At 70.0% G+C, this 21612-nt stretch carries 13 protein-coding genes; all 13 read left to right on the top strand.

What is annotated here, in order from left to right; genetic code table 11:
- Positions 1-292: 292 nt before the first annotated feature.
- The 13 genes from DFO65_RS02760 to DFO65_RS02700 all read left to right on the top strand — a co-directional run bounded on the left by DFO65_RS02760 (position 293) and on the right by DFO65_RS02700 (position 21554).
- Complete coding sequence (locus tag DFO65_RS02760; protein ID WP_113902909.1) at positions 293-2827, top strand: LuxR C-terminal-related transcriptional regulator; 2535 nt, start codon at positions 293-295, stop codon at positions 2825-2827.
- Entirely contained in the window at positions 2827-5463 is a 2637-nt protein-coding gene (locus tag DFO65_RS02755) for a helix-turn-helix transcriptional regulator (RefSeq protein WP_113902908.1), read from the top strand. The genes DFO65_RS02760 and DFO65_RS02755 overlap by 1 nt, the downstream gene beginning before the upstream one ends.
- Before the next feature lie 149 nt (positions 5464-5612).
- Positions 5613-6758: a GNAT family N-acetyltransferase gene (locus DFO65_RS02750; protein WP_113902907.1), complete on the top strand. Its 1146-nt coding sequence runs from the start codon at positions 5613-5615 to the stop codon at positions 6756-6758.
- On the top strand, positions 6755-7921 hold the full coding sequence (locus tag DFO65_RS02745; protein WP_113902906.1) for a lipid II:glycine glycyltransferase FemX: 1167 nt from the start codon (positions 6755-6757) through the stop codon (positions 7919-7921). The genes DFO65_RS02750 and DFO65_RS02745 overlap by 4 nt, the downstream gene beginning before the upstream one ends.
- Positions 7922-7933: 12 nt before the next feature.
- Positions 7934-10627 carry a helix-turn-helix transcriptional regulator gene (locus tag DFO65_RS02740; RefSeq protein ID WP_113902905.1) on the top strand — a complete coding sequence of 898 codons (2694 nt, stop codon included), beginning with the start codon at positions 7934-7936 and terminating at the stop codon, positions 10625-10627.
- Between the two features lie 380 nt (positions 10628-11007).
- Entirely contained in the window at positions 11008-12888 is a 1881-nt protein-coding gene (locus tag DFO65_RS02735; protein WP_181778592.1) for a nucleoside-diphosphate sugar epimerase/dehydratase, read from the top strand.
- Entirely contained in the window at positions 12878-13999 is a 1122-nt protein-coding gene (locus DFO65_RS02730; protein WP_113902903.1) for a sugar transferase, read from the top strand. The genes DFO65_RS02735 and DFO65_RS02730 overlap by 11 nt, the downstream gene beginning before the upstream one ends.
- A complete protein-coding gene (locus tag DFO65_RS02725; RefSeq protein ID WP_113902902.1) occupies positions 13996-15225 on the top strand; it encodes a DegT/DnrJ/EryC1/StrS family aminotransferase in 1230 nt (409 codons plus the stop codon). The genes DFO65_RS02730 and DFO65_RS02725 overlap by 4 nt, the downstream gene beginning before the upstream one ends.
- 218 nt (positions 15226-15443) lie before the next feature.
- Positions 15444-17045: a tyrosine-protein kinase domain-containing protein gene (locus tag DFO65_RS02720; protein WP_220151223.1), complete on the top strand. Its 1602-nt coding sequence runs from the start codon at positions 15444-15446 to the stop codon at positions 17043-17045.
- Positions 17045-17659 (top strand): arsenate reductase/protein-tyrosine-phosphatase family protein, encoded by a 615-nt coding sequence (locus DFO65_RS02715; protein WP_113903184.1) that lies wholly within the window; start codon positions 17045-17047, stop codon positions 17657-17659. Before DFO65_RS02720 ends, DFO65_RS02715 begins: the two co-directional genes overlap by 1 nt.
- Positions 17659-18993, top strand: coding sequence for a lipopolysaccharide biosynthesis protein (locus DFO65_RS02710; protein ID WP_181778591.1), 1335 nt, complete (start codon positions 17659-17661; stop codon positions 18991-18993). The genes DFO65_RS02715 and DFO65_RS02710 overlap by 1 nt, the downstream gene beginning before the upstream one ends.
- Before the next feature lie 4 nt (positions 18994-18997).
- Positions 18998-20176 carry a glycosyltransferase family 4 protein gene (locus DFO65_RS02705; RefSeq protein WP_181778590.1) on the top strand — a complete coding sequence of 393 codons (1179 nt, stop codon included), beginning with the start codon at positions 18998-19000 and terminating at the stop codon, positions 20174-20176.
- A complete protein-coding gene (locus tag DFO65_RS02700) occupies positions 20166-21554 on the top strand; it encodes an O-antigen ligase family protein (RefSeq protein ID WP_113902899.1) in 1389 nt (462 codons plus the stop codon). The genes DFO65_RS02705 and DFO65_RS02700 overlap by 11 nt, the downstream gene beginning before the upstream one ends.
- Positions 21555-21612: the final 58 nt, after the last annotated feature.

Here is a 21612-nt window from a genome sequence, read left to right as displayed (position 1 = left end):
GATCACAAGCGGGATCGCGTCACGATCCGGTCGCTTCGGCGTGAAGGGTGATGAATGGCAGCGATGGCCGCTGGCAGCGACTCAAGAAGGTGTCCGATGAAATCGATTGCACGAATGTCGTCTCGAGAGAGTAACGATTTCCGTATCTTTTCTGTGATATCGGCTGAAGCCATGACGAACCGGGCGTTCCGCGCTTTAGAATCAGGTCTCAGCGCGTCTCCGTTCCGATCGGCGTTTCGGCACCGGTTCCTCCCCGTCCGTGCGTCGGAGACGAGAATGAGAAATCGGGTCGATGATCACTAGCCAGATATCCTCAGCCACCTTCGGTTACCGAAGTGAGACTGCCGCGATCACCGCCGCCCTGTCGGACTTCAGCGGAGCGCTCATCGTCGGGCCCTCGGGAATCGGCAAGACCACTCTCCTGAACTCCGTCGTCGGCGCCCTCGATTCGGACACCCCGGTGCTGAGGTTCCGCGGCTCCGCTGAGCTGATGGATCGCAGCCTCGGTGTGTTCGAGGTGTTCCTCTCCCGAGCAGGACTCTCCGCGGACCTGGCCCCCGGCGCCGCGCTGTCGACGATCGCTCGGGAGATCACCAGCCGGTCACAGGGGAACCTGCCGATCGTCGTCGTCGACAATGCCGCCAGGGTCGACGAGCATTCACTCTCGGTCCTGGCGCAGCTCGTCGCAGCGGGACGGATCCGACTCCTGGCCGCGGCCGAGACCATCCGTCCTCCGGTGGACCTGCTGGCGAACCTGTGGATGTCGGGGCTGCTGCGCCGGATAGACCTCACCGGACTCGACAGGCGCGCGGTGGAGACGATGGTCCGGAACATCGACCCGTCCGTCCGGAGTCAGGCGGTGGCAGAGCTCCATGCCAAGAGCCAGGGCAATCCGCAGATGCTGCGGAACCTGCTCGTCGGCCGGGTCCAGGTCCGTGCCGCCGACAGGGTGCTGTGGTCGGTCGATCCGCGCCACCGCAGCCTCCTCGAGATGATCGCGATCGTCGGAGCGCTCCCTCATGAGGTCCTCGCCCATTTCGCCGACCTCCGGGACATCGACGAACTGGTCGAGCGGCGGATCATCAGAATGACCGAGGGCAGGCGCGCGGCGGTGTCGCTGGTCGAGCCCGTCGTCGAGGAGGCGCTGCGAACCGGGGTGCGACCCTCGCGCTCCCTGCAGCTGTGGAAGGAGCTCACCGCCGTCCTCGACATCGACACTGTCGAGGGCCAGGTGCTCTTCGGAATGGTCGCCTGGGCGCAGTCACTGGGGTTCCAGCTGTCGGCAGAGCGGGTGTTCGCTGCGGGCTCGTGGGCCAACTCCGCATGGAGGTACGCCGAGGCGGCCGAGGTCCTGCGCGGATCGCAGTACGAGGATCCGACCATCCTTCTCGAACTCGCACGATCCGAGCGCGGACTCGGCCACTTCGCGGAGGCGAAGATGATCACCGACCGGCTCGTCGACGCCGCCACCGGGGCCACCCCTCGAACTGCGGCCGACGAGGCCGAGCTCTCACGGCTGGCCTGCATCGAGCTGCGCCTGACCGACCCGCGCAGGCCGGAGGACCTCAATGCGGTCTGGGTGCGCGATCGACTGAGCTCGCCCGCCGAACGCGGGCGGCTCGACGTCACTCGGGCCAGGTTCGAGCTCAAGGGAGGCAGACTCGCGGCCGGCCGCGCGCTGGCCGAGGGCGTCTACCACGACCACTCGTGCGCCACCCGACATCGGACCCGCGCGTGCGCCCTGCTCGGGGCGACCGAGGTGATGTGCGGTCGGATCAAGGTGGGACTCGACTACCTGGCCCAGGCCGAGCTGATGTTCCAGCTGCCGGGCATGACGAGCTTCGAGCTCGAGGACGCGGGCCCGCAGTTCTTCCTCGGCCGGTACATCGCCGGCGAATGGGAGGACGCCCGCCGCTCCCTGCAGTGGATGACGGTCTCACCACAGCTCGCGGAGATCTCCTCCGCGCTCATCGACATCCGCTCCGGCAACGTGGCCAGGGCGCACACCGTCCTCGAGCGGCAGAGGCACGACTCGAGAATGCTGGAGATGGTCGACCCCTCACGCCTCGCCCGTGGCGCGATGCAGCTTGCCGAGGGGATCCTCGGGACGGACCCCGCGCCCATCGACGTCCCCTCGGCACCAGCGCCGATCGGCACCGAAGGAGGCTTCGCCGCCTACACGTGGTGGGCCGAGATGGAGACCCGCCTCATCGAGTTCCAGGCTCTGGCGCTGACGAACCGTGACAGGGCCGCCCACCAGCTCTACGAGCTCGGACACAGCGCCGAGGAGGCCGGTGCGCGGACCGTTGCCGTCATGGCGTGGATCGATGCCGTCCGTTACGGGCACCACCGGGCTGTCGAGGCGCTGGGCGCGATGGCCGAGACCGTCGACGGCGGTCCGGGACGGTTCGGCCGAGCCATCGCCGCCGCCTTCGAGAGGGACGATCACACGACGCTCACCGAGGCGGCACGCGAGGCGCTCGCCTTCGGCGCGGTGGTCGTGTGCTCCGATCTCGCGCGGTCGGCCCGGACGAAGGCGATCGCGCGCGGCGATTCGAGCGGTGTCAGGGAGGCACGGATCCTCATGGAGACCAGCCTGCGGACGATGCGATTCAACACACCGGGGGCACGGCTGCCCGATGTGCTCACGGAACTGGAGAAGAAGGTGGTCGACGGAGTGATGGACGGAGCGAGCAGCGCCGATCTTGGAGCAAGGCTGCATCTGTCCCCGAGGACGATCGAGTGGCACCTCAGCCGCATCTACCGTCGGCTCCATGTGAGCAGTCGGCAGGAGCTGCGTGAGATCGTGCGGACCTGGGAGCGGTGATGACCGACAACGGGCACGAGGACCGCGTCCTCGGTCTTCCCGAAGAGCTCCACGCGCTGGTCGGACGCGCCGAGGAGGTGCGTGCCGTCGAATCGGCGCTGTCCTCGCCTCTGGCGTCCGGGATCGTCATCGAGGGCGAGATCGGCATCGGCAAGACCCTGCTCGCCAGGGAGATCCACCGACGCCGAGGTGCGCGCGACCTCTGGGTGTGCGGCGACCGGGTGCACAGCCGGGTGCCGTTCGGGGCGTTCGGGCTCCTCGTCGACCTCGACGGCGATTCCTCGACGCTGCTCAGTCGGATCGTCACCGCACTGACCGAGGCCGAACCCGAGCCCGTGGTCTTCGTCGATGATGCCCAGCACCTCGATGAGGACAGTGTCCGCGTGCTCTCCCAGCTGGCCATCGACCGTGCCATCCGGCTCGTGGTCATCGTGCGCCGGTCCACCGTGGGCGAGCGGACGCCCTTCGTCGACCTCGTCGACGAGCAGGTTCTCGAGCACATCGTCCTCGAAGTCCTCGAGCCCGCGCCGTTCCGTGCCCTCATGGAGGACTTCCTCGGCGGCATCGCGGCTCAGGGGGCCGTCGACATCGTCCGATTCCATTCGGGAGGCAATCCGGGGAAGATGCTCGAACTCCTGCGCTACACCCGGCGGAAGAACCGGTTCCTCCACCGGCAGGGCGTGTGGCTGCTCGACGGGCTGGACGTCGACTACGACGACCGGGCCCGCGACTTCACCCGGGTGGACCTCACACAGTACTCGGAGGAGGAGAAGGAGGCGCTCGAACTCGTCGTCCTCGCCGGTGAGATCGACGTCGAGCTCATGCTCTCCGCTGGTCTGGGCCGGGCCGCCGACGCCCTTGTCGCCGTCGGCGAACTGCGCATCGAGGAACGCGGGTCGAGGGTCTATGTCGCGATGGAGAACCATGCCTCGGAGACCATCAGGCACACCGTCCCACTCGGACGCAGTCGGCAGAAGTACGAGCTCGTCGCGAACCATCAGGACTCACCGTCGGAGTACGCCCGCATCCTGCGCGCCGAATGGGCGCTCGGATGCGGGGCCCGACTGGACGAGCAGAGCCTCATCGACGCCGCCCGGATCGCCTACCGGCATGGCGAATGGCACCGGGCGCTGCGGCTGCTCGCGGAGATCCCGACCGACCGCATGGCCGCTCACGAGCTCTTCGATCTGGCCAGACTCTACTGCGATTCGGGAAAGCCTCCGTTGGGGCTGGACGTGCTGGCGCAGTGCGTCGAGAAGGCGTGCTGTCCCGGAGTCGTCGTCGAGTCGCTGGTCATCTGGATGAATCTGGACCCCGGCTTCAACTCGCCCGCGATCAGCATCGAGGACTTCTATCGCGCTCTCGAGCGGCTGCGGACCGCCGAAGACGCACCCCCCGTCTCCACGTGCACCGGCGGTGACATCGACGTCGACACGGCGTGGACGCTGTTTCCGCGTGTCGCCGCGCTCTTCTCGGACCCGCCCGGAGACCAGGAGCGTCTGCTCGAGGAGATCTTCGACACGAGCCTGCCGGAGACCTTCCGGGTCCTCGCCGCGCTCCGCCATGCCTCGGATCGGCTCAACGCGGGCCGCGGCGGAGAGGCGTTCGAGGCCCTGAGCTTCACCAGGAGCACCTACCGGTCCCTGGGCACGGGGATGCTCCTGCTCAAGATGATGCAGGTGCGCATCCTCGTCCAGGAGGGACGACTCGACGAGGCGAAGGCGCGGCTGCGCGCACTGCCCACCCACGACATCGCGTACCTCGCGGCCCGCAGCGGTCCCAGCGACCTGCTCTGGGCACAGGTCCACCTGTTCGAAGGGCGGTTGCCCGAGGCCGCCCGGGCCCTGCGTGCCGGGGTCGAGGCACTGGGCTACTGGCATCAGAACCCGCTGCTCGCGGTGGCGCTCGGCACGATCGAGCACATCTCCATGATCAGGGGCGAGATCGACGCCGCCGACGATTACCACGCCCGCGCCGAGCAGCTGCCGCGCACCGGACTGTTCCTCGAGCAGGAGCGAGCCCGGATTCTCGGGCTCGTCGCCAGGGCGATGCGCACAGCGGACCCGCGGTACGAGAACGAGCTGCGCGAGATGCTCGCTGCGGCTGAGCACGATGGCGCCCACGGCGTCGCCGCGCTCATCACCCTCCTCCTGTTCCGGCATTTCGACGCGGTGGATCCGGAGCGGATGTGCCGTCTCGCGCCGCTGGGGACGGACTACGAGTTCCGGCTGCTGCGGAAGCTGGGCCCGGCGCTGCGGGACCGGGACGGCGACGCGCTGCTCGACTTCGTCACGGCCTTCGGCGCCTCGATGCCCGACCTCGCCGCGAAATGCCGGGCGATGGCCAAGGGCTTCCACTCCGGAGGCAGGGGCGAGGCGCGGCCGAGCGAATGGCTGCGCACCGCGGATCAGCTGACGAATCGGGAACGGCAGATCAGCAGCCTCATCGTCTCCGGCAAATCGAACGCGGAGATCGCCGAGGAGCTCGGAGTGGCGCTGCGCACCGTCGAGGGCCACACCTACCGTCTGTACCGGAAGCTCGGCATCACCCGTCGCCACGAAGTCGCCGAGGCGGTGGCCCGCCTCGAGGCGCAGGTCGACGGCGGGCCTCGGCCAGCGACCGACCGGGTCGAGTGAAGTCGGGTCGAGCGGGACGGTCGCGCGTGCCGACCCGGCAACCCGAGTAGTCGTCTCCCGTAATGACCGCACGATGACCGAGTAGTGACGGATCGATGTCCGGAAATGACCACCTACTCGCGTGAGCGCCGGGCGGCGAAGCTGGACGCGTGACCATCTACAGCGAACTGACAGCAGCCGACCGACCGGTTCGGTCCACCCCGATGACCGGGCCGCCGACCCGCTTCGAGGTCTGGGACTCGGCAGCCGAGGACGACCGTGAGCAGTGGCTCGCCGCCTGGGACCGCGCGGGAGGAGGAGAGCCCTTCAGCCACCCGGACTACCTCGACGCGGTCCTCGCCGACGGCGAATCCGCCCGTTGCGCCCATTGGGCGAGCGGCGGTGCGGAGATCATCTTCGCCTTCGTCTCCCGACCCATCGCCGACGCCGCGGGGAACCCGACCGGACTCACCGACATCATCACCCCGCTCGTCTACGGGGGGCCGCTGGGCACGATCCACCGGGACGGGGCGAGCCGCACGTTCTGGGACGTGATGGCCGCGTGGGCCCGCGCGAACTCCGTGGTCAGCGAGTTCATCCGCTTCTCCCCGGTGGACCGGCTGCGGGCGCCCGACTACCCGGGCACTCTCCGGCAGCAGGCCCCGCATGTGGTCAGGCACCTCGACGGAACCGATCGGGACGCGATCCTCGCCGAGGTCGGACCCAAGGTGCGAGGCAAGTGCCGCAAGGCTCAGCGGTCGGGACTGACGATCCACGTCGACGCCACCGGTGAGATGATCGAGGACTTCGTCGACATCTACCACGAGACGATGCGGCGCGTCGCGGCGTCCGACCGCTTCTTCCACGGCCGCGACTTCTTCGCCACGGTGAACACGGCCTTCGCCGGCCGCTTCGCCTACTACTATGCGATGTCGGGGGGACGTCCGGTCTCGGGCAAGCTCATGCTCTACGCCGATGACGTCGCCTACGATTTCCTCAGCGGGACCAGGACCTCCGAGCTGACGACCGGCGCGCATGTGCTCACCTGCGTGGAGTCGATGCTCGGGTCCCTCGACCGCGGGGTCCGCGACCATGTGCTCACCGGCGGGGTGACGAACTCCGTGGAGGATTCGCTGCTGCAGTTCAAGCGCCGGCTCGCCCCGAACGGGCTGTCGCACTACTTCACCGGTGAGCGGATCTTCCTCCCGGAGATCTACGCCGAGCTGTCCGAGTCCCGGGTCGCCGACCCGGGCTGGTTCCCCCGTTATCGAGCGCCCGTGCCGGGCGTCGGGGCATCGACAGGAGTCCAGTCATGACCGCAGACATCCGCTTCGCCGTCCTCGATGCGCGAGTGCCCCGTGAGCGCGAGCAGTGGATCCGGCTCTGGGAGGAGTCGCCGAGTCAGCTGCCCTTCGCGCATCCGGCGGTCGCCGAGACGATGGTCTCGACCGAGGACCGGCTGCTCTGCGCGACGACGCGCAGCGGGGAGGGGACGGCGATCTACCCGGTGATCCTCCGCCGCGTCGACGCGGAGGCGAACGACCTCATCTCCCCCTACGGCTACGGCGGGGCGCTGCACTGGAACTGCGCGAACCCCACCGCTCTCGCCTACCGGTTCTGGGCCGACTTCGATCTGTGGGCGCACGAGAACCGCGTGATCAGTGAATTCGTCCGTGCGTCGCTCTTCGATGACATCCTCCCCCATCCGGGCTGGACCCGGGACAGGGCCGTGAACTACGTGCGGACGCTCACCGCCGATGTCGATGTGCTCGGCACGAGCGCGCCCAAGGTCAGGCAGAACGTACGCAAGGCGCTCCGATCGGGACTGAGCGTGCGCATCGACCGGGAGGGTCGCCTCGGCGAGGCCTTCCACCGGATCTACACCGCGACCATGGACCGGCGGAACAGCGCCGAGAGGTATCGCTTCTCCTCGGACTTCTTCGCCCGGCTCCAGGCCGGATTCGGTGACAGGGCGGTCTACTTCGCCGCCGAGGCCGAAGGTGTGCCGGTCTCCATGGACCTCGTGCTCCTCGGACGTGACACCGGCTACTACTTCCTCGGCGGAACCGACCCCGAGGGCCTGAGCCTGCGTGCGAACGACCTCGTCAAGGCGACGGTCATGGAGTGGCTGCAGGACAACGGCTGCCGCAGCTACGTCCTGGGCGGAGGCGTCGTTCCCGGTGACGGTCTCGAGAGGTACAAGAAGGGTTTCGCACCGGAGGGTCGGTGCAGCTTCCGGACGATCGAGAGGGTCTTCGACTCCCAGGCCTACACGGACCGGGTCGAGTCCCGGCGCAGCCGCGCCCGGTCGCAGGGCTGCGACTGGCCGGCCGACGAGGACTTCTTCCCCCTCTACCGGTCACCCCTGCCGCCCCCGCAGTCCGCAGCCGACGTCCCTGCCCCGCAGACCGGCGCCGAGGCTCCCGCCGAGCGATCCGGCGACATCGCACCCGACCCGCAGCTCATCGCCGCGCCCTAGGAGAGAGATCCCATGCATCAGACCAATCGCGACGCCGAGTTCGAGCGTCTGTGCCGACTGCTCGACGACGGGCTGAATGTCGCGGTCGCCGGTCCGCGCGGATCGGGACGGACGACCGTGCTCGGCCGCCTCGACGACGGAACCCGCCGGCTCGTCCACGTGCCCTGCAGCCGAGGAGAATCGGGCGTTCGGCTGTCGGGCCTCGACATCATGACGGCAGCCCTGGGGACACTCGCGACCACCGGGGAATCCGCCGTGGAATCAGCCATGGCGGATCCCGCGACCGATGCGGAGATCTCGGAGCGCTTCGTCACCCTGGTCCGCTCGCTGCCCGGGCCCACCATCGTCGTCGTCGACGACGCCGATACGATGGACCCGGCCTCGCAGGAGGTCCTCGGACACGTGCTGCGCCGGGCCGGAGGGCGGCTGCGGATCGTCGTCGCCGTCCGCTCGGTCGCCCACGAGGGCCCCTTCGCCGGAGTGCCGACGGTCACCCTCGAACCGCTCGACCATGATGCCTCGGTCGCCTTGGCCCATCACCTGCTGCCCGACCAGCTCGCGCCGGAGTCGGCAGAGCTGGTCGCCCGTGCCGGACGGGGGAACCCGATGATCATCCGGCATCTGCTCGAGCACCTGACCCCGCGGCAGCGACGCGGGGACACGGCCCTGCCGCGGCCGCTGCGCACGGGTGCGGCCCTGCACGAGAAGCTCGCCGAGGAGTACGGGACCTTCGACGCCGAGACCACGGACATCCTGAGGATCCTGTCCCTGGCGCCCCTGACCTCCGCCCGCCCCCTCCAGGTCCGGTTCCCCGATCTCTGGGAACGACTCGACGATCTCGAAGCCGCCGGGGTCGTCGAACGCGACGGTGCCTGCCTGCGCTTCGAGAGCGAGCTCCTCCGGTCGGCGGTCCACCAGGAGATGACCGCCGGCGAACGGATCGAGCGGCACCGGCTGATGAGCGAGCAGTGCGCGACGGCCGACCCGCGACTGGCCCGCTGGCACGACTCGTTCCGGGATCCCGACCCCGAGCGGTCGCCGGGACTCCTCGCCGACGCCCGGCGGTACCTCGCGGAGGGGCGCGCCGATGCCGGAATCGAGTTCTGCGAACGCGCCCTGCTGCTGAGCCCGGATCCCGGGCAGCATGCCCGGGCCCTGCTCGACGTGGCGGCCGAGCTCCTCACACTCGGCGAGTTCGCCTTCGCCGACCGCTGCATCCGACTGGCCGCAACGTCCGGCGCGCCCGCCGAGCGAATCGAGGCCAGGACCCTGTCGATCCTCACCGAATTCGTCCGGACCCAGTCCCTGCCCTCGGGCTTCCGCGGCGCGTGGAGCCGGATCGAGGCCGCGCAGGCGCCGGCGGAGGTTGCCGGGCTGCAGCTCACCCTCGCGCTGTGCCACGCGTGGAAGTGCGAGCTGACCGAATCGGAGGAGCTCCTCGACGAAGCGGCAACCCTCGGCGTCGATCTGGATGTCCACGCCCGTGACCTGCGCACTTCCGTCGGGCTCCTGCTCGACAGCAGCCGCGGTCGGAGCGAGTCGGCATTGTCGGCGTTCGAGAGGTTCGTCGCCGGGGAGGTCACCGACGTGGTGGCCGGCGTGATCCTCGCCGAGGCGCTCGCCCGAACCGAGCATTACCATCGCGCCCGGGCGGTCCTCGACCATCTCGACGCGGCCCATCCGCGGCCGACGATCTGGAAGTCGTGGATCGCGACACTGGGTGCCGAGATCGAGATGCGCTCCGGTCGGATCGGGCAGGCTCTGGCCATGGTCGACGAGGCGAGGATGCGTCGTCGCCAGTGTCCATCGGCCCGGGAGGACCGGTCCCTCGTGCTCGAATGCTGGCAGCTGCTCACCGAGGGGAGGGCCAGCGAGGCCGAGACCGTCGAGGCCCGACTCGTCGATCACGCGGCCCGGGCGGACAACGGGCGACTCGTCGCCGCGCTCAACGCCCTGCAGGGCGCCTATCTGCTCAGCGTCGACCTCCCCGCCGAGGCGCTGCGCCACCTCCAGCGGTGCGAGGAGCTGAGCGCCGGGGTGACCAACCCGAACGCCCTGAGGTATGAGCCCGACCTCATCGAGGCCCTCGTCCGGGTCGGACGCAGGGACCACGCCGCACTCGCCCTGCAGCGATTCCGGAAGCGCCTCGAACGGTGCCCGTCGAGGTGGGGAGAGCTGGCCGCGGACCGCTGCCACGCCCTGCTCACCGCCGATGAGCGGTCCCTCGAGGAGTTCGGGCGCGCGTTGCGGAAGTTCGGGCTGCGCGATTCGGCGTTCGACAAGGCACGCCTGCTGCAGGCGTTCGCCCGCCGACTCGAGGAACTGGGGCACCGGGCTCAGGCCGACGAGCAGGCGAAGACGGCGGCGATCCTCTTCGGTGAGGCGGGGTCGCCCCGGACCGCCGCGGCGGTGCCGCGACGGCCCGCCGAGTCCCCGGTTGCCGCGGACGAGGAGCTCCTCGCCCAGCTGACGGAGGAGGAGCAGACCATCGTCGAGCTGGTGCGCACGGGCCTGAAGAACCGCGACATCGCCCGCCGCGTCTTCGTCTCGCTGAGGACGGTGGAGCTGAGACTGACCTCCGTCTATCGGAAGCTGGGCGTCGGCTCGCGCACCGAGCTCCTCGCCCGCCTGAGCTCCCGGCCGGCCACCGTCCTCATCCCGGTCCCCTCCGAGATCGCGCGCACACGCAGGCCCGCCGCAGTCTGACGCACGTGAAGGCCCCGGACCGAGGAGTTCGGGGCCTTCACCTGCGCCCGGACACGCGGCCCGCCGGCGGCAGCCGGGCCGATGACCACCGGTGGGCCGGCAGCCGCCGTGCCGGTGGACAGCCAGTGGGCCTGCGGCCTCCCGCAGGGTCCGCGCGGGAGGCCGCAGATTCCCTGCATTTCGGCCCCTGACCAGCGGATTCGCTGGTTGTCTTGAACGTGATCGCCGCAGGGGATCACGCGTCCCTGCGCACATACACATCCAGACGAATCGGGGAGAAGACAATGACGACCCTGCCTCTCGAACGGCCGAGATCCCATCGTTCGCTGCGTCGGTGGGCGCAGACGGTCTCAGTCGCAGCATGGAACCGCCGCAGTTGGGTGCAGAGCACCGTCGATTTCCTCGCGTGGTTCGCCGCGAGCGGCCTGGCGTGGCTCGTCCTCGTGGACTCAGCGCCCGATGCGACCGACTTCCTCGTCGCCGCCGCCGCGTCCGTGGTCCTCCAGCTCATCCTCGGATTCGGCCTGCTGCTCTACCGGGAGCGCTACCGGTACGGAAGCTTCGCGGAGTTCGGAGCGCTCGCCCTGTCCACCGCGGTGATCGCCGCCGCGCTGCTCGTCACGACGGCCGGCGACGTGCCCTTCGTCCTCCTGCTCGCCTCCAGCGCCCTGCTGCTCATGGCCGGCAGCCGCTACCTCGTCCGCCTCGGCTACGACGCCGCTCAGCGTCCTCTCGCAGGCGAGCCGGTGCTCATCATCGGGGCCGGCTGCGCCGGACAGTCGCTCATCGGGCAGATGGTGGCCGACCCCGACGGGGCCTATCTGCCGGTCGGGATCATCGAGGACGAACCGCGCAAGCGCCATCTGCGGATCTGCGGAGTGCCGGTCAGCGGGACCAGCGACGAGGTCGCCGAGGTGGCCCGCCGCCTCGGCGTCGCCGGAGCGATCATCGCGATCGCCGACACGGACGCGGCCTTCGTGCAGAAGTGCCGTGACCAGCTGGCCGGAACCGGATGCTGGCTGCGGACGATCCCGCCGCTGCCCGAGCTCGTCGATCGCCGGGTGGAGATCGCCGACATCCGCGACATCAGGGTCGAGGACCTCATCGGCCGCAGCAGCGTGCGGACCGATCTCAGCGAGATCGCGGACACCATCAGGGGCCGGCGAGTGCTCGTCACCGGCGCCGGCGGGTCCATCGGCAGCGAACTCTGCAGGCAGCTCGCCGCACTCGAGCCGGCGAACCTCATCATGCTCGACCGGGACGAATCCGCCCTGCACGCGGTGGAACTCGCGATCTTCGGGTCCGCCCTGCTCACCTCGTCGGATACCGTGCTCGCCGATATCCGGGATCCGGAGGCGCTCGCCCGCATCTTCGCCGACTCCCGACCCGACATCGTCTTCCACGCGGCAGCTCTCAAGCACCTGCCCATGCTGCAGCGGTTCCCGCAGGAGGCATGGAAGACCAATGTGCACGGGACGCTCAACGTCCTCCGGGCGGCTCAGACGGCCGGCGTGGCCACGTTCATCAACATCTCCACGGACAAGGCCGCCGCCCCGACGAGCGAACTGGGCCGGAGCAAGCGGGTGGCCGAGCGTCTGGTCAGTGAGTTCGCACGCTGCTCGACCGGAACCTACCTGTCCGTGAGGTTCGGCAACGTCCTCGGGTCCCGGGGATCGGTGCTGCTGGCATTCCAGGAGCAGATCCGCCAGGGCCTGCCTCTGACGGTGACCGATCCTGAGGTGCGGCGCTACTTCATGACGATTCCCGAAGCCTGCCAGCTGGTGCTTCAGGCCGCCGCGATCGGCCAGGACGGCTTCGTCATGGTCCTCGACATGGGAGAGCCGGTGAAGATCGTCGACATCGCGAGGAACCTCATCGCGATGTCCAACCGCGACGCCGAGATCGTCTTCACCGGTCTGCGCGAGGGCGAGAAGCTCGATGAGGAGCTCTTCGGGGACTACGAGGGAACGGTGGTGAGGATCCACGAGAAGATCAGCCGAGTCGCCGTCCCCGAACTCGCCGTGTCCGCACTGCCGCCGGCCGACGCCCCGACGGAGGTCATCGGCGAGTTCTGCGACCTCAGCTGCATGGCCCTGCTGGGGGCCGGCGCGGACGTCGGCCCGCTCCCGGACGTGGGCATCGAGACGATCCCGGGTGCGGGCACCGGCCCCGTTCCGCATGGCGTGGACCAGGGCGGTCTCCGCCTCGGCGCGGTGCGGGCCCTCGTCCCAGCACCCTTGGAGCAGCGCCATGCGGTCTGAGGGCGTGGACCGGGGAGGCCGCCGGCGTGCGAGCTCCCATCCGGAGCGTGGGACGTATGCGGCGCTCAAGCGCTGCCTCGACTGCTGCGGCGCGGCAACGGGGCTGCTCGTCCTCAGCCCCGTGCTCGTCGTCGTCGCACTCCTCGTCGCGCTCCGCCTCGGCACGCCGGTGCTGTTCCGGCAGCAGCGGGTGACGAAGGACTCGGCGGTCTTCGCGCTGCTGAAGTTCCGCAGCATGCGGCCCGTCGATCCGGCGCGCGGATGGATCGACGACGAGGACCGGCTGACGCCCTTCGGACGATTCCTGCGGGCGACCAGCCTCGACGAGCTGCCGAGCCTGTGGAACGTCCTCGTCGGGGACATGAGCCTCATCGGGCCGCGCCCGCTGACTCCCGACTACCTCCCGCGCTACACGGCCCACCAGGCGCGGCGGCACACCGTGCGCGCCGGTCTCAGCGGGCTCGCGCAGGTGAGCGGAAGGAACTCCCTGAGCTGGGACGACAAGTTCGATCTCGACGTCGCCTACGTCGAGGAAATGAGCTGGGGGCTCGACTGCCGGATTCTCCTGCGGACCGTCACCACCGTGCTCAGCCGGAGGGGCGTGGCGAAGGATCCTTCGACGACCACGCACAGCTACGGCGGCACGCTCCGCTCCGAGCTCGTGCGGTTCCATCCCGTGGAGGCGCCGGCGCCCCGCGGCACGTGGGTGGTCAGGACGCTGGACGGCGAGCGCATCGGCAGCTGCGAGCTGATGCCGCTCGATCCCGACACCGCCGAGATCGGTTGCGACTGGTGCGCCGACGCCGGACACGGCGGCAACAGGGAGGAGCTGCACGCGGAAGCGCTCCGACTGCTCCTCAACCGGGCGCGGGGCATCGACGTCGGCCACGTCGTCACCTCGGCCGCCATCGGATCGTCGGAGTTCGACAGTCTCGTCGCCGCCGGTTTCGCTGCCGAGACCGACGAGGCCGCGGCTCCCGAGACCGCAGCCGCCGTGACCGCGGCTCCCGAGACCGGCGAGACCCACACCCAGATGACGACGACCGTCCGGCTCCGCCGGGTGCTCTCCACCGACACCGCAGCCACGCCGACGAGAAGGGCCCTCCCATGACAACCGCCACCCCGACGACCCCCGGCACGGAACTCGAGCCGGTCCTCCTCTCGCCCCCCGATGTGGGTCCCTTGGAGGAGGCGTATGTCGTCGATGCCGTCCGCAGCGGCTGGATCGCCCCGATCGGGCCGGATCTCACGGCGTTCGAAGCGGAACTGGCCGCCAGGGCCCAGGTCGCCCACGCCGTCGGGCTCTCCTCGGGCACGGCCGCCCTGCACCTGGGGCTGCTCGGCCTCGGAGTCGGACCCGGCGACATCGTGGTGACGTCGACGATGACGTTCGCCGCGACCGCGAACGCCATCGTCTACTGCGGTGCCCAGCCGATGTTCCTCGACTGCCTCGACGACGGGAACATGGACCCGGAGCTGCTGCACAAGGCGCTGCGGGGCCTTGCCGAGGAGCACCGACTGCCGGCGGCCGTCGTTCCCGTCGACCTCCTCGGACGCGCCGCCGAATACGACCGGATCCTGCCCGTCGCAGCGGAGTTCGACGTGCCGGTCCTCGTCGACGCGGCGGAATCGTTCGGATCGTTCCACGGCGAGCGGCCGACGGCGTCCATGGGTCGAGCCGCCGCGGTGTCCTTCAACGGCAACAAGATCATGACCACCTCGGGCGGGGGAGCGCTGCTCACCGACGACGGGGAGCTCGCCGACCGGGCCAGATACCTCTCCGCTCAGGCGCGGCAGCCGGTGCTCCATTACGAGCACACGGAGGTCGGGTTCAACTATCGGCTGAGCAACATCCTCGCCGCTCTCGGCCGCGCTCAGCTCGAACGGCTCGACGCGATGATCTCGCGGAGGCGCCGGATCCGATCGCGGTACTCCCGGCTGTTCGACGCGCATCCCGGCCTCACCGTGCTCGGCGCGGGCAGCCGGCACCCCGACAACGCCTGGCTCACCGCCGTTCTCGTCGATCCCGGGATCGCGGGCTTCACCGCGGGGGATCTCGGTGCCTGGCTCGCCGAGGACCGGATCGAGACCAGACCCCTGTGGAAGCCCATGCACCTGCAGCCGGCATTCGCCGACTGCCCGAGGCTGGAGGGCCGCACCTCCGAGCGGCTCTTCGCCACCGGGCTGACCCTGCCGAACGGATCCGGGATGACCGACGCCCAACTCGAGCGGGTGCTCGAGCGCATCGGCCGGTTCCTCGGCGGTGGGCCGCAGGGTGCCTGCGGGAGCCCGCAGTCGCGGGTGCGAGCGGCCTCCGGCGGGAGAACCCGGCGATAGCCTGACAGCAGATCCATCAGTCTCGCGCCCATCGAGGGGCGCCGACGAGAGACCCGGGCGGCTGTGCCGCTCCCCTTCGCACCAGACGGATTCACACGTGGGTCCGCGGACACCGGAAGCAGAGGACACGATCATGGACAGAAGCGAAGCGGTTGACCTCATCCCCTCGGGTGCGGGCGCACGACCGGTCGCCGGCATCGGCGAGAACGGAGCGGCCCATGTCCGCTGAGGATCCGGCTCCGGCGACGATGGATCTGCGCGAATACCTGCGGATCATCCGCCGCAAGCGCCTGCTCGTCGGTCTCGTCACGGCGCTGGGCCTCGCCCTGGGGATCGCGTCCACTCTGCTGATGCCGCCCAAGTACGAGGCCAGCACCCAGCTCTACGTCTCCGTCAGATCGCAGGCGGGCAGCACGGGGGACCTGGTACAGGGCAGCAGCTTCGCCCGCGAGGTCGTCGGCAGCTATGTCGACGTGGTCGGCACGGGCGTCGTCCTCGATCCGGTCATCGCGGAGCTCGACCTCGACACCTCGGTGTCCGAGCTGAGGAAGCGAGTGGAGGCGAGCACTCCCGGGGAATCGGTCCTCATCGACATCTCCGTCACCGACACGGACCCCGAGCAGGCTGCGCGCATCGCGGGAGCCGTCGGCAGGAGCCTCGCCGAGGCGGTGCAGAGCAGGCTCGAACCGGAACGGACCGACGGGCAGAGCTCCGTCACCCTGACCACCACCCAGGAGGCGCTGACCGAGGAGGGCCCGATCAGCCCCCGGCCCGAGCTGCTCGTGCCGGCGGGGTTCCTGCTCGGCCTGCTGTGCGGGATCGGCGTGGCCGTGCTCAGCGTCGTCCTCGACAAGCGCGTGCGCTCCGTGCGCGACGTCAACCAGGTCACCGAGAAGCCCGTGATCGGCAGGATTCCCCGTGACCCGGCCGTCGCCGAGGACCCTCTGGTGGTGCGGACGCACCCGCGCAGCGCCACCGCGGAGGCCTTCCGGACCCTGCGGACCAACCTCGACTTCCTCGCCGTCGGCTCCGGCAGCCGCACCTTCGTCATCAGCTCGTCGAGCGTCGGCGAGGGCAAATCGGTGACTGCCGCCAACATCTCCCTCACCCTGGCGAAAGCAGGACTGCGGGTGGTGCTCGTCGACTGCGATCTCCGTCGACCCCGGATCGCGGAATACTTCGGGATCGAGGGAGGAGCGGGTCTCACCGATGTGCTCGCTGGCCGGGCGGAACCGAGCGATGTCCTGCAGCCCTGGGGCGAGGACGGCCTGCGCGTGCTCGCCGCCGGACGCATCCCGCCGAATCCGAGCGAGCTCCTGGGCTCCGAGACGATGGACGCCGTCATCGAGACCCTCAGCGACGACTACGACTACGTCATCCTCGACGCGCCTCCCACCCTCGCCGTCACGGACGCCGCGGTGGTCGGGACGAAGGCAGCCGGAGTCCTTCTCGTCGCGGCGGCGGGGAGCACCGAGAAGCACGCGCTCGACGACGCGATCCGCACGCACGAAGGTGTGGGCACCTCGGTGGCGGGAATCGTCGTCACGATGCTCCCGCCGACGGGCGAGGACGTGTACGGATACGGCCGCGACGCCTACGGGGAGCCGCCGACCGCCGAGGACGAACTCGGAGAGGACGAGATCCGGGAGGGGCGGGCACGGGACTGCGCGGCGAGCGCCGAGCAGGACCCCGGCGTGCCCGTGGACGACGAGCGGCCCGGCCGGGACGACCCCGTCGGGGAGAACCCCGCGACGGTGGAGCTGCCCCTGGTCGAGGCCGCGTGGGCGGAATCGAAGACCAGACCCGGAGGCACGAGCTGATGCCGGAACGGTTCACGATCCTCACCGTCTGCACCGGGAACCTCTGCCGGTCGCCTCTGGCGGAGCTGCTGCTCGCCCAGCGGTTCGCCGGCGTGTCCTCGATCCGGGTCCGCTCGGCCGGCACCCGGGCCATGGCAGGCTGGTCGATGCCCGAACCGGCGCGGAGGATCGCCACCGGCATGGGCGTCGTCGACGTCGGGGCCCATCGTGCCCGACAGGTGACTGCCGAGATCCTCCGGGAGGCGGACCTGGTCCTCGCCATGACCCGCGACCACCGGCGCAGCCTGGTCATGCTCGACCCCCGGGTCACCCGACGTGCGTTCACGGTGCGTGAATTCGCGTACCTCGCCGCACTGACGAGGGACGAGGACATCATCCGTGCGGGGGCGCCGCCCGCGGCGGACCAGCTCGCACGACTGCGGGCCGCCGTGTCGGCCGTCGCGCAGGGGCGCAGCCGTCGGCACCGCCCGGAGATTCCCGCCGATGACGACGTCATCGATCCCTATGGCATGGATCACGCGGTCTATTCGCTCTCGGCCCTGCAGCTGGCCCCGGCGGTCGACGGCGTGGCGGGTCTCCTGCAACGGGCACTCGACCTCGGCGAGGGGGCATGATGGACGCCGCCGAGCAGCCCGCGGGAGTGCGCATCGCAGCGCTCGTCCTCGTCGCGTCGCAGGTGCTCGCCGCCGGCGGCGCCGTGCTGGTCAACCTGCTCGCGGCCGTCGTGCTCGACCCGGCGGCGCGCGGAGACCTGGCCTTCGCCCTGCAGCTCGCCTACTTCCTCTCCGTCTTCGCCGTCATGGGCCTGGAGAGGCCGTTCATCGCCGCCCGGACCGGGGTGTTCGGCGCAGAGTACCGGATCTTCGCCCGACTGGTGGTCCCGGGCACTCTCGTGGTCCTCCCCGTCGCGATCGTCGCCACCGCCGTGTCCCCCTTCAGCACCGACTGGCTGTGGATGGGGGCGATCGCGATCACCGGCTACGTCGCGCTCAACTCGCTGACGCGGGCGGTGCGCGTGGCCTACGTGAGCAGCCGGAACTGGAAGCGGTTCACCCTCAACGCGATCGCCACCCAGGTGGTCATCATCGCGGGCGCGGGCCTGCTCGTCCTCCTCGACGCGGGCGACCCTGTGCTGTGGATGTGGGTCTACGTGCTCTCGGTGCTCCCGGCCGTCGTGCTCCTCGGCCTCGCCCTCCGGTCGGGGTCCCTGACCGCCGCGCCCGGTCGGCAGGAGACGCGCGAGCTGCGCCGCCGCGGCTGGGTGCTGCTGCCCTCGGAATTCAGCAACACCGCGATGCTTCGCTCCGACCGCCTGCTTCTCCCGGCGCTGAGCACCTCCGCGGAGCTCGGACTCTACGTCACCGTCGCCACCGTCCTCGAGATGGCCACCTGGCCCGTGCAGCAGTGGGTCGACGCCTCGCTGCGCGGATGGTCGACGTCGGCCCGATCGCTGCCGCGCATGGCGGCCCGGCTCATCGCCCGCTGCGTGCTCCTTCTCACGGTCGCGGCGACTGCACTGGGAACCGCAGCGTACGTGATGATCGTGGCCGTCCTCCCGGAGTCGTACCTCCCGGCCACGGCGGCGATCCTCCCTCTGGCCGTCTCCGCGGTGGTGTTCGGCATCACGCGCGTCCAGCAGGGACTGCTCATCGCCGCGGGAGCCCCGGGCCCGGTGTCGGTCATCGAGATCATCGGCACTGTCGCCTCCGTCCTCGCCTATGTCCTGCTCATCCCGCAGCACGGAATGCTCGGCGCGGCCTACGGCTCGATCATCGGTTACTCGATCTGCGCCGCCGCGGCCGCCATCGCCATGTTGTTGGTCTTCAGGCGCGGGACGGACGGCGGGGACCAGGACACCACCTCCGACGGCACCGCTGCCGCGGGGGATACGGCGGACGACGGGGCGGCAGAGACTTCGACCGCCACCGGCTATCGAGCAGGGGGTTGAACCGATGCGCGTACTGATGATCGCCCATTTCACCGACGGCGGAGACATGTCCAACAACCGGTTCAGCTCGCTGGCCGGGACCATCGCCCGGCGCGGCGCCGAGGTCGAACTGGTCACCTCGTCGTTCCTCCACAGGACCAAGACCCAGCGGGACACCTCGGCGCCCGGCAACCCGCTGTTCACGACCACCTACGTCAACGAGCCCGCATACCGGGGCAACGTGTCGGTGGGACGGCTGCGCAGCCACCGGGTCCTGGGGCGCAGCCTCGCGGACTATCTGCGGAAGCGGAGCGCGCCGGACGTCGTCTACTGTGCGGTGCCCTCGCTCGAGGTGGCGTCGGCGGCGACTGACTTTGCCAAGAGGCACGGGGTGAGGCTCATCCTCGACGTCCAGGATCTGTGGCCGGAGGCCTTCGAGATGGTGTTGAGGCCCAGGTGGGCGGCACGGTGCGCGCTCGCCCCCCTGCGCATTCACGCGGATCGGATCTACCGGGCGGCGGACGCGGTCGTCACGGTGTCCGAGACCTATTCGCAGAGGGTCGCCGAGGCGCGCGACGATGGAGCCGAGGTGACCACCGTCTACCTGGGCACGGATCTGCGGCGCTTCGACTCCTACCTGCCCAAGCGCCCGCCCGAAGCCGGGTTCCTCGAGCTCGCGTACGTCGGAACGCTGGGCCACAGCTACGACCTGCCCGCGGTCTTCGACGCCCTTCGCGCGCTGCGGAGGGACGGCCACCGCATGCGCCTGCACGTGATGGGCAGCGGACCCTTCGAGGGGCGCTGGCGACACGACACGCAGGACCTGCCCGACGAGGTCGTCTTCCACGGCCGGCTCGACTACCCGGAGATGGTCTCGCGCCTGCGCGGATGCGATATCGCCGTCAACCCCATCGTTCCGGGATCCGCGGGAAGCATCATCAACAAGGTCGGGGACTACGCCGCGGCCGGACTGCCCGTCGTCAACTCACAGGAGTGCGAGGAGTATCGGGCCCTGCTCGACGCCTACGGGGCGGGAATCAGCTGCGCTCCCACCTCCTCGGCGATCGCCTCGGCGCTGGCGGAGCTGGCGTCCGACCCGCTCCTGGGCGAGCGCGGACAGGGCTCGCGGCGGATGGCCGAGGAGCGCTTCGACCGCGGAGTCACCTACGAGCGCCTCGGTGAGATGGTTCTCGATGCGCGCTGAGGCGGCACCGACGCCACTCGATGCCCGGCGGGGTCAGCGCGGGATCGGGATCACCCTGCTCCTGCTCATCGCGGCCTCCATCGTCCCGGTGGCCGCCGTGCACACGCTGGCCGCACCGGTGCCGTTCACCGCGGCAGTCGTGGCGGGGTACGCCGTGCAGCTGGCCATCCTCGTCCTCATGGCCCTCCACTGGCGGATCCAACCGCGCGACCCGTGGCTGGGGATCGCGCTGGTCTACGGCATCCTGCAGGCCCTCACCCTGTTCTCGGTGTGCCTGAGGTTCGGCGACTACGACCCGATGGACCTCGTGGGGGCGATCGCCGGGATGATCTGCATCATCGCCTACGCGGGCCTCGCCCAGTCGCTGCGGCCCAGCGAGCGGGAGCTGAACACGTTCCTCGTCGGATTCCTCTGGCTCACGCTGGTGGCGATCGTCGTCAACGTCGTGCTCAACGGCACCGACATCCCGCAGATCCTCGGCTCCGGTTCGAGCTACCAGTTCGACTTCAGCAGTTTCTTCGCCAATCGCAATCAGTTCGGGTACTTCCTGTTCCTCGGGCTCGTCGCCCACGTCCTCCACCTGCACGGCAGGCGGCTGCGGGTGCACAACATCACGCTGTTCGCCCTGCAGATCGCCTCCCTGCTGCTGACGATGTCCCGGGGGTCGATCGCCGCCTCCCTCATCTTCCTCACCGCCTTCGCGGTGCTGCGATTCCGCGTGCGGGCGAGATACCTCCTGCTGCTCCTCGGTGCGGGTCTGGCCTCCGCCGTGCTCGTCATCCGCACGGGGGCGGGGGACGTGCTGCGGGACCTCCTGCTGCGGCCGGACGCCGCGCTCGCCGGCCGTGACGTCATCTGGAGCCTCGGACTCGACATCTGGCGTGAGAACGGGATCCTCCTCGGCGGCGGAGGGTTCCGCGGCGTCGCGATCGCGCAGGCCCGAGGCATGGAGCCCTCGGAGTTCCACAGCTTCTTCGTCGAGACGTTCGTGCGCGGGGGGCTGCTCGAGCTGGTCCTGCTGCTGGGCATCGTCGCTCTCGTCTGGGTGCGGCTCGCTCGCTCCCCGCTCGACCGCGGACGCCGACATGTGCTCTGTGCGTCCTCGGCGGGCGTCGCGGGCCTGTCCCTGGTCGAGAGCGTGTCTCTGTTCAGCGCCGGCCTGGTGGGGACGATCTTCACGATCTTCGTCATCTCGCTGCCTCTCCTCTACGCCGGTCTCCCTCCCGCGCCGGAAGGTGAGCGCCGGACACCCGGGTCAGCGGGAAGCCCCGTCACCCGGTCGGCGGGACGTCCGGCTCGACGCCGCCGCAGGAGTCCGGGCGTCCCGGATGCGGAAGTCTGCAGGCCCATTGCGGTGGCCCGCGAGATCGTCCGATGAATCCGCTCGATCGACCGGTCTCAGGGGGTTTGCGCTCGGGAGTGGTCCACAGTGGATC

This window comes from Brevibacterium sanguinis, assembly GCF_003315415.1.
Taxonomy (GTDB): domain Bacteria; phylum Actinomycetota; class Actinomycetes; order Actinomycetales; family Brevibacteriaceae; genus Brevibacterium; species Brevibacterium celere_A.
The sequence above is the reverse complement of the archived record's forward strand: the minus strand, read 5'-3'. Positions and strand labels throughout refer to the sequence as shown.

What these genes read in the sequence shown, in the direction of transcription:
- DFO65_RS02755 (WP_113902908.1), top strand. Translation starts at nt 2,827, where the DNA reads ATGACCGACAACGGGCACGAGGACCGCGTCCTCGGTCTTCCCGAAGAG.
- DFO65_RS02715 (WP_113903184.1), top strand. Translation starts at nt 17,045, where the DNA reads ATGCCGGAACGGTTCACGATCCTCACCGTCTGCACCGGGAACCTCTGC.
- DFO65_RS02720 (WP_220151223.1), top strand. Translation starts at nt 15,444, where the DNA reads ATGTCCGCTGAGGATCCGGCTCCGGCGACGATGGATCTGCGCGAATAC.
- DFO65_RS02705 (WP_181778590.1), top strand. Translation starts at nt 18,998, where the DNA reads ATGCGCGTACTGATGATCGCCCATTTCACCGACGGCGGAGACATGTCC.
- DFO65_RS02760 (WP_113902909.1), top strand. Translation starts at nt 293, where the DNA reads ATGATCACTAGCCAGATATCCTCAGCCACCTTCGGTTACCGAAGTGAG.
- DFO65_RS02700 (WP_113902899.1), top strand. Translation starts at nt 20,166, where the DNA reads ATGCGCGCTGAGGCGGCACCGACGCCACTCGATGCCCGGCGGGGTCAG.
- DFO65_RS02725 (WP_113902902.1), top strand. Translation starts at nt 13,996, where the DNA reads ATGACAACCGCCACCCCGACGACCCCCGGCACGGAACTCGAGCCGGTC.
- DFO65_RS02745 (WP_113902906.1), top strand. Translation starts at nt 6,755, where the DNA reads ATGACCGCAGACATCCGCTTCGCCGTCCTCGATGCGCGAGTGCCCCGT.
- DFO65_RS02710 (WP_181778591.1), top strand. Translation starts at nt 17,659, where the DNA reads ATGGACGCCGCCGAGCAGCCCGCGGGAGTGCGCATCGCAGCGCTCGTC.
- DFO65_RS02740 (WP_113902905.1), top strand. Translation starts at nt 7,934, where the DNA reads ATGCATCAGACCAATCGCGACGCCGAGTTCGAGCGTCTGTGCCGACTG.
- DFO65_RS02730 (WP_113902903.1), top strand. Translation starts at nt 12,878, where the DNA reads ATGCGGTCTGAGGGCGTGGACCGGGGAGGCCGCCGGCGTGCGAGCTCC.